Origin of the sequence: Leisingera coralii, assembly GCF_049056525.1 — a bacterium.
GTDB lineage: Bacteria > Pseudomonadota > Alphaproteobacteria > Rhodobacterales > Rhodobacteraceae > Leisingera > Leisingera coralii.
The window spans coordinates 40,505-47,908 of record NZ_JBHUPT010000073.1 but is presented as its reverse complement, the minus strand read 5'-3'; the positions used below and the strand labels follow the sequence as shown (position 1 = coordinate 47,908).

Here is a 7,404-nt window from a genome sequence, read left to right as displayed (position 1 = left end):
CCGGCCCCTCGCACGATTATTTTGCGCCATTGGCCTGACCGGCCAATGGACGGCGGGCCGGCCCCTCGCTCCTGCCCCCTCAAGGTTCACCGGAACCGATTTCTTCCTTCCGCATGGCCACATAGGCCTCCAGCTCTTCGCGGATTGCCGGTTCCATCGCCGGTTCCTCGTAATCCCGCAGCGCCTGCTGCCAGAGGCCGGTGGCCCGCTGCAAGGCGTCCTTGGCGCCGGCCGCTTCCCAGTTCTCGTAATTCTGCCAGTCCGACAGCATCGGGCGGTAGAACGCGGTCTCATACCGCGCCATCGTGTGTTCGGCGCCAAAGAAATGGCCGCCGGTGGGGACCGACTGGATGGCATCGAAGCCCAGTTCATCCGTGTCGAACTTCATCGGCTTCAGGAATTCGATCATGTTCTGGATGATCTCCACGTCCAGGATGAATTTCTCATAAGACGCGGTCAGCCCGCCCTCCAGCCAGCCGGCCGCGTGATAGACGATATTGGCGCCGCCCAGCACTGCGCCCCAAGTGGCCATCATGGTTTCATAAGCCGCCTGCAAGTCCACCGCGTTGGAGGCGTTGGCGTTCGAGGTCCGGTAGGGGATGCCATAGCGCCGCGCCAGCTGGCCGCCGACGATATTGGCCTTGGCGTTTTCCGGCGTCCCGAACGCAGGCGCGCCGGAGCGCATGTCGACGTTGGAGGTGAAGGAGCCGTACATCACCGGCGTGCCCGGGTTCACCAGCTGGGTCAGCACCACGCCGAACAGCGCCTCGGCGTTTTGCTGGGCAAGGGCTGCGGGCAGGGTCACCGGCGTCATCGCTCCCATCAGGGTGAAGGGCGTCACCGTTACCGGCTGGCCGTATTCGGCCATGGCGATCAGCCCGTCGCCCATCGCGTCGTCGAACAGCCGCGGCGAGTTCACCGAGATAATGGTGATCACGCCCGGATCGCCCTTCATCTCCTCTGGTGTCTGGCCGCGGGTGATTGCCATCATGTTGATCCCGTCCAGCGCCCGGCCGCGGCCGATGGCGGAGCAGTGGAAGGACAGGTCCGAATAGGTCAGGTTGGCCTGATAGGTGTCCAGATGGCGGTTGTTGGCGGGCAGCTCCAGCGGTGCTGTCACCTGGTTGCCGATCAGGTGGATGGCGTTGAAATGATGCGCCAGCTTGATGAAGTTCTGGTAGTCGGTCAGGTTGCCCTGCCGCCGACCGTTGATGCAGTCGTGCACGTTGGGCGGGCCGGCCACCAGGCCGAAGGTCACGTTGTTGCCGCCCAGGGTGATCCGCTTGGCGCGGTTGCGGGCGGTCAGGGTAAATTCAGACGGCACCGTTTCCAGCGCCGCGGCGACGATGCTTTCGTCGATGCGGATGGTCTTGGTATCCCGGTCGACGATAGCGCCGGCCGCCTCGAAGAGATCCATCACGTTTTCGCCCATCACCCGGATGCCTGCCTCCGACAGGATCCGCATCGAGGTGGCGTGCAGTTGGTCCATCTGCTCCGGGTTCAAAAGCTCGAACGCCGGGTAGGTGTTCTTCACCTGGCTCCAGGGCAGTTGTTCGATACTGCCGCCGGAGCGGGTGGATTTGCCGCGGCGTCCGCCGCTGCGCCTTTCGCGTGCCATGTCTTTCATCTTTCTGGTCAGATTTCCGGCTTAGGTTTCCGGCGCGTCATAGATCAGACGGCTCAGATCGGAGAATTTGCTGCCGTCGCGGGTGAACCCCAGCACCGCATCGCGGATTGCGCCGGCGCGGGTCTCGCCCAGCACGGGGGCGGCGAATTCCATGAATTTGCGCACCACATCCGCTTGCGAGAACGGCGCCTCGGGGCCGCCGCGGGCGTGGACATCGCCGGATTCGATCACCCGGCCGTCGGTCAGCGTCACCACCACATCGGCGACCCGGCAGGCCGGGAAGCGGACGGAATGGCGCGCGGCCTCCGCAACCGAGATCCGCTCGTGGATCGAGGCCACCAGCGGATCCGCGAGGCCCTCGCCCGAGATATGCTCGACCCCGATCCGGCCATAGGCCGCCTGCACCGCCACCGCAAAGCCCAGCGAATACTGCGCCTGGCTGGTGGTCGCGGGAATGCCCGGGTAGAGGCAGGCGCTTTCGTGGAAGGTGTTGATGTGGATGCGGGCAAGCTGTTCGTGGGTCAGACCGTGCTCCAGCATCACCTGCCGCAGCGCGTCGATCGGGGCATGGGCCCAGCGGCAGATCGGGTATGGCTTCACGTACTGATGCTCCATCTGCCAGAAGCTGCCGAGGTCCTCCCAGTGCTCCGCCACCCGGTCTTCCTCGATGGTGATGGCGGGGGCGCCGGTAAATCCCTTTTCGGCCAGAACCGCCGCCGACATCCCAACCATCGCGCCCCAGCCGGAGCCGTCATGCAGCATCGAGGGATTGGCGATCTCACGCATCATCTGGCTGCGGGGGCCGTGGAATTCGGCGATCCCCAGCGCCTCGCGCAGCTGGGCGCGGCTGAGGCCGCGCATCCGGGCGGCCATCGCCGCCACTCCCAGCGCGTTCCAGGCGCCGGAGGTGTGGTAGTCGCTGACGGTGGCGTGCAGCGACAGGGCGGCGCGGCCTGCCAGCTCATAGCCCAGGGTGGTGATGGCCAGCGCCTCGGGGCCCGAAAAGTCCGGCACGGTTTCCGCAAGTGCGGCGATAGCCGGGATAACCACCACGCCGATATGGCCCTTGGTCGGGTAATAGCCGTCGTGGCCGTCCAGGTTGTCGGTGGCGGTGGCGGCGGCATAGGCGGCCCCGGCGACGCTCACCTTGCGGCCGTCGAACATCATGCGCGCGGCCAAACCCTCCTCGCCGCAGCCATAAAGCGCCACGGCGGTATCGCGGGCGATGCGGCCGGCCTCCATCGGGGTGGCGCCGATGGTGATGCCCAGGGTGTCGAGGAACATCAGTGCCGCCGCCTCACGGGTGGTTTCCGGCAGGGCGGCGGGGGTGAGGCCGAAGGTGAAGTCGGCGGCGCGGTCGAAGGTGGCGGTCATGGCGGATCTCTCGCAGGGGCGTTTTCCGCGTCAAACTAGGGTGTCCGGGGTCAAGTGACCCGCAAATAAACCGGGGTCATAGGCCTGCTTTATTTCGTGAAATGCGTGATAGACGTCGTTTTCTGACCATTCCGGGCCGCTAACCCTTGGGAATTGCCGCGCATTCCAAAGCATGTGAACATGGCCCCGAAACCGCCAGCGGACTGCCTGATGAAGAATCTCCCCCACCTGACATTCCTGCGCTCATTCGAGGCCGCCGCGCGCTATCTCAGCTTTACCTCGGCGGCCGATGAGCTGAATTGCACCCAGTCCGCTGTCTCCAACCATGTGCGCAGCCTGGAGGAATTCATCGGCCGGCCGCTGTTCGTGCGCCATCCGCGGTCGCTGTCGCTGACGGATGTGGGGGAGGCCTATCTGCCCTCGGTCCGCCATGCGCTGCAGGAAATTGACAGCGCCACGCAGCTCCTGATCTCGCAAAGCCACAAGCGGGAGGTGGTGATCTCCTGCCCGGTCAGCCTGGCGGAGAAATGGCTGATCAACGTGATCGAGGAATTCACCAAGGCGCATCCGGATATCGATCTGACCATTCACAGCACCATCTGGGTGGATGTGGAAACCAACGTCTCCGACATCTCGATTACCATTAACCATGTGGATGATGTGATGGGGCCCGCGGTGAAGCTGTGGGACGAGAAGCTGGCGCTGGTCTGCGCGCCGGACTACCGGGTGGGCGGTGAGCCTCTGACCCGGCCGGAACAGCTGGCGGATGCCAAGCTGATCCACATCCTGGGCCGCCCGGTCTATTGGGAGAAGATCGCCAAGCACTTCGGGCTGACCGGCATTGAGCATAAGGGCGGCTTGCAGACCAATTCCTCCAACATGGGGCTGGAATTTGCGGTCAACGCGCTGGGATGCGTGGTGCTGCCGAAATCGCTGGTGCGCCAGCAGGTGGCCAGCGGGCGGCTGGTGGAGCCGTTCGAGTTCGACCTCGACTGCCCCTGGACCTATTTCGCCACCTTCAAGGACAAGGCAGCAACGCCCTCGGTCAAGCATTTCAAGACCTGGCTGCTGAAAGCGGCGGCGGAGATGGAGCTGTAGGACCATACCGCTTTTGCAGCGGACATTGAATTACGGCGGCCCTTGCCGTATATACGGGTATATATACATGAGGCCTGCCAATGATTGAGACCAAGATCAGGAAAGTCGGAAACTCTGCCGTCATCACGCTGACGACGGAGATGCTCACCATGCTGGACGCCAAGGAAGGCGACACGCTGTTTGTGGTGCGCGGCGATGACGGCAGCCTTAGGGTGATGGCGCATGACCCCTCGGTGGCCGAGGCGCTGGCCGCGGCTGAGATCGTGATGGATGAGAACCGCGACCTGCTTCAGGCCCTGGCGTGAGCAGCTATAAATGGATGCCGCTGGCAGCCGTTACTATCATTCATGACCGGCAGATTTCCCGCCACGGCGGGGCGGCAGGGATGCGCGACAGGGCATTGCTGGAGATGGGCTGTGCCCGGGCGATGAACCTGGCGGCCTATTCGGATGCGGGTGTGGCGGAGATTGCCGCGGCTTATGCGTTCGGGATCGCCAAGGCGCAAGCCTTTGTCGATGGCAACAAGCGCACGGCCTTTGTGACCGCCGTTACCTTTCTGCGGCTGAACGGCTACCAATTCCGCCCGGACCCGGTGGAGGGCATGCGGATGATGGAGGACCTCGCCACCGGGGATGTGGACGAGGGGGCATTTGCGGAGTGGCTGACGGCTGGGATGCAGCCGATTTAGTACTTCGGCACCCTTGCACAAACGTCCCGCCCGGACGAAGGCCGGGCAGCGCCCGACCGCCCCCATGGGCGGGCGCTTCGCTTCCGCCCGCGGTCGGGCACTGCCCTTCTCGATTCAATTCGGGCCGCCAATTGAGGCGGCCCGCTGCAGTGCTGGACTGACCTTAGGCCCGCAACCGTGAACCCGAAGGATCAAAGGCCGCCGCTTCCAGGATCCGCGCTTTGTGCGGTTTGCCCAGGATGAAGACCTCGACCTCATCCCCCGGCTTGGCAACCGCCGGGTTGGCATACCCCAGCGCCAGCGACTTGCCGACCGAGTAGCCATAGGCGCCAGACGTCACCCGGCCCACCGGTTTGCCGTCCGGGGTGAAGACCGGCTCGCCGCCCGAGGCATCGGCATCGTTCACCGCGTCGATCTCGAAGGCTGACAGAACTTCGCGCGGGGCGTTGTCCTTGACCTTCAGATAGGCCTCCTTGTTGAGGAAGTCCTTGTCCAGCTTGATGAGACCGGCCAGGCCAACCTCCTGCGGCCAGTATTCCTGGCTGTATTCGCGGCCCCAGGAGCCATAACCCTTCTCGATCCGCAAGCTCCCCAGCGCACGGCCGCCAACGGGGCCGCCGTCGAACTCTGCGGCTGCCGCCAGCAGGGCGGAGTACAGCTTGACCTGATCGCTTTCGGCGCAGTGCAGTTCCCAGCCCAGATCGCCGGTGAAGGACACGCGGATCGCCAGGCATTCCACGCCGGCCACCTCGATGGTGCGCGAACGCATGAAGCGGAAAGCCTCATTCGACAGGTCCGCATTGGTCAGCCGCTGCAGCATGTCGCGGGATTTCGGACCGGCCACGTTGAAGCCCGCGATGCGGTTGGTGGCGACTTCAAAGGTGGTGCCTTCGGGCAGCTCGATCATGTTGAAGAAGCGCTGGTGATAGCGTTCCGCCATGCCGGAGCCGACCATCATGTATTCGTCATCCGCCACCTTGGTGATGGTGAAGTCGCCGGCGACGCCGCCGCGGACCGAAATCAGCGGGGTCAGGCAGGAACGGCCCGCTTCGGTCGGCACCTTGTTCGCAACCAGCTTGTCGAGCCACTCAAACGCGCCCGGGCCCTTGATCACGTAGTTGGCAAAGTTCGAGATGTCGATCACGCCGACGTTTTCCCGCAGCATCTTCACCTCGCGGCCGACCGGCTCCCACCAGTTCTGGCGGGTGAAGCTGTTGGTGTCTGTGGTGCCGGGCACGCCGGAGAACCACAGCGGGTGCTCCCAGCCGCAGTTGAGGCCAAAAACGCAGCCCATTTCCTTTTGCATCTCGTAAGCGGGGCGCACACGGGCCGGGCGGCCGGCGCTGCGTTCCTCGTTCGGGAAATGGATCGCGAAGCGGTGGGCGTACTGGTCCTCGACGCGGGCCTTGGTGAATTTTTTGTCGGCCCAGTCACCAAAGCGCGCCAGGTCCCAGGCGAACATGTCGTATTGCGGCTCGCCCTCGATCATCCACTGGGCGGCCAGCAGGCCGAGGCCGCCGGACTGCGAGAAGCCGGGGATGATGCCTGTGCAGCAGAAGTAGTTTTTCAGCTCCGGCACCGGGCCCCAGATGGCGTTGGAATCCGGCGACCAGATCATCGGGCCATTGATCACCCGCTTAACTCCTGCGGTCTCGGCGCAAGGAACACGTTCAGTGGCGCGGATCACGTTTTCCATGATCCGGTCCAGATCGTCGGGGAACAGCTCATGTGCAAAGTCCAGCGGGGTGCCTTCTTCGGCCCAGAACCGCATGTCCTTTTCATAGGCGCCAATCAGGAAGCCGTTGCCCTCCTGGCGGAAGTAATATTCGCCGTCGCGGTCGGCGATCGAGGGCAGGCGGCGGCCCAGCTTGGCAACCTCGTCGATGGATTCAGTGACGAAATACTGGTGCTCGGTCGGCTGCAAAGGCAGGGTGAGGCCCGCCATCGCGGCCACCTCGCGGCCCCAGAGGCCGCCTGCGTTCACCACCCACTGGGTGTGGATGTCGCCCTTTTCGGTTTTCACGATCCAGCTGCCGTCGGGCTGCTGTTCTGTGCCGATCACCGGGCAGAAACGTTCGATCTGGGCGCCCATGGCGCGGGCGCCGGCGGCATAGGCCATGGTCACGCCCGAAGGGTCGACGTTGCCGCCGTCGGGTTCGAACATGATGCAGCGGATGTCGTCGAACTGCGCCAGCGGGTGCAGCTCCTTGGCCTGTTCGCGGCTGACCTCATAGAAGTTCAGGCCGTAGTATTTCGCCTTGGCCTCCTGCAGGCGCAACTGGTGCTCGCGCTCCTCGGTCTTGGCCAGATACAGGGAGCCGGGCTGGAACACGCCGCAGCCCTGGCCGGTTTCTTTCTCCAGTTCCTTGTACAGGTTCATCGTGTAGTGCTGGATGCGGGTCACGTTGTTGTTGTCGTGCAGCCCGTGGATGTTGGCCGCCGCATGCCAGGTGGAGCCCGCGGTCAGCTCGTCGCGCTCCAGCAGAACCACGTCTTTCCAGCCGAGTTTCGCCAGGTGGTAGAGGATCGAGCAGCCGACCAGCCCGCCGCCGATGACAACTGCCTGTGCATGGGTTTTCATGCGTCATGTTCCCTTGCCTGCGTGCCTGAAACGGCG

The 7,404-nt window shown here is 64.3% G+C and carries 6 protein-coding genes; 3 read left to right on the top strand and 3 right to left on the bottom strand.

The genetic code is table 11. From position 1 onward, the window contains the following. Nucleotides 1-79: 79 nt before the first annotated feature. Both ACFMBG_RS20650 and ACFMBG_RS20645 read right to left on the bottom strand, forming a co-directional pair. The gene (locus ACFMBG_RS20650; RefSeq protein WP_421056558.1) at nucleotides 80-1,618 is read right to left on the bottom strand and encodes a trimethylamine methyltransferase family protein; all 1,539 of its coding nucleotides are present in this window, start codon (nucleotides 1,616-1,618) and stop codon (nucleotides 80-82) included. A gap of 30 nt (nucleotides 1,619-1,648) precedes the next feature. Next, entirely contained in the window at nucleotides 1,649-3,001 is a 1,353-nt protein-coding gene (locus ACFMBG_RS20645; protein ID WP_421056557.1) for an MmgE/PrpD family protein, read from the bottom strand. A 210-nt stretch (nucleotides 3,002-3,211) separates the two neighbouring features. Between ACFMBG_RS20645 and ACFMBG_RS20640 the strand changes: the two genes are divergently transcribed. The 3 genes from ACFMBG_RS20640 to ACFMBG_RS20630 all read left to right on the top strand — a co-directional run bounded on the left by ACFMBG_RS20640 (nucleotide 3,212) and on the right by ACFMBG_RS20630 (nucleotide 4,787). After that, nucleotides 3,212-4,099, top strand: a complete 888-nt coding sequence (locus ACFMBG_RS20640; RefSeq protein WP_421056556.1) for a LysR substrate-binding domain-containing protein — start codon at nucleotides 3,212-3,214, stop codon at nucleotides 4,097-4,099. An 80-nt stretch (nucleotides 4,100-4,179) separates the two neighbouring features. Beyond that, on the top strand, nucleotides 4,180-4,404 hold the full coding sequence (locus tag ACFMBG_RS20635) for an AbrB/MazE/SpoVT family DNA-binding domain-containing protein (RefSeq protein ID WP_024092785.1): 225 nt from the start codon (nucleotides 4,180-4,182) through the stop codon (nucleotides 4,402-4,404). Then, nucleotides 4,401-4,787, top strand: coding sequence for a type II toxin-antitoxin system death-on-curing family toxin (locus tag ACFMBG_RS20630; RefSeq protein WP_421056555.1), 387 nt, complete (start codon nucleotides 4,401-4,403; stop codon nucleotides 4,785-4,787). Before ACFMBG_RS20635 ends, ACFMBG_RS20630 begins: the two co-directional genes overlap by 4 nt. 163 nt (nucleotides 4,788-4,950) lie before the next feature. Here ACFMBG_RS20630 and ACFMBG_RS20625 read toward each other — a convergent pair whose 3' ends face one another. Continuing rightward, nucleotides 4,951-7,368: a GcvT family protein gene (locus ACFMBG_RS20625; protein WP_421056554.1), complete on the bottom strand. Its 2,418-nt coding sequence runs from the start codon at nucleotides 7,366-7,368 to the stop codon at nucleotides 4,951-4,953. Between the last annotated feature and the right edge of the window lie 36 nt (nucleotides 7,369-7,404).

What these genes read in the sequence shown, in the direction of transcription:
- ACFMBG_RS20650 (WP_421056558.1), bottom strand. Translation starts at nt 1,618, where the DNA reads ATGGCACGCGAAAGGCGCAGCGGCGGACGCCGCGGCAAATCCACCCGC.
- ACFMBG_RS20645 (WP_421056557.1), bottom strand. Translation starts at nt 3,001, where the DNA reads ATGACCGCCACCTTCGACCGCGCCGCCGACTTCACCTTCGGCCTCACC.
- ACFMBG_RS20640 (WP_421056556.1), top strand. Translation starts at nt 3,212, where the DNA reads ATGAAGAATCTCCCCCACCTGACATTCCTGCGCTCATTCGAGGCCGCC.
- ACFMBG_RS20635 (WP_024092785.1), top strand. Translation starts at nt 4,180, where the DNA reads ATGATTGAGACCAAGATCAGGAAAGTCGGAAACTCTGCCGTCATCACG.
- ACFMBG_RS20625 (WP_421056554.1), bottom strand. Translation starts at nt 7,368, where the DNA reads ATGAAAACCCATGCACAGGCAGTTGTCATCGGCGGCGGGCTGGTCGGC.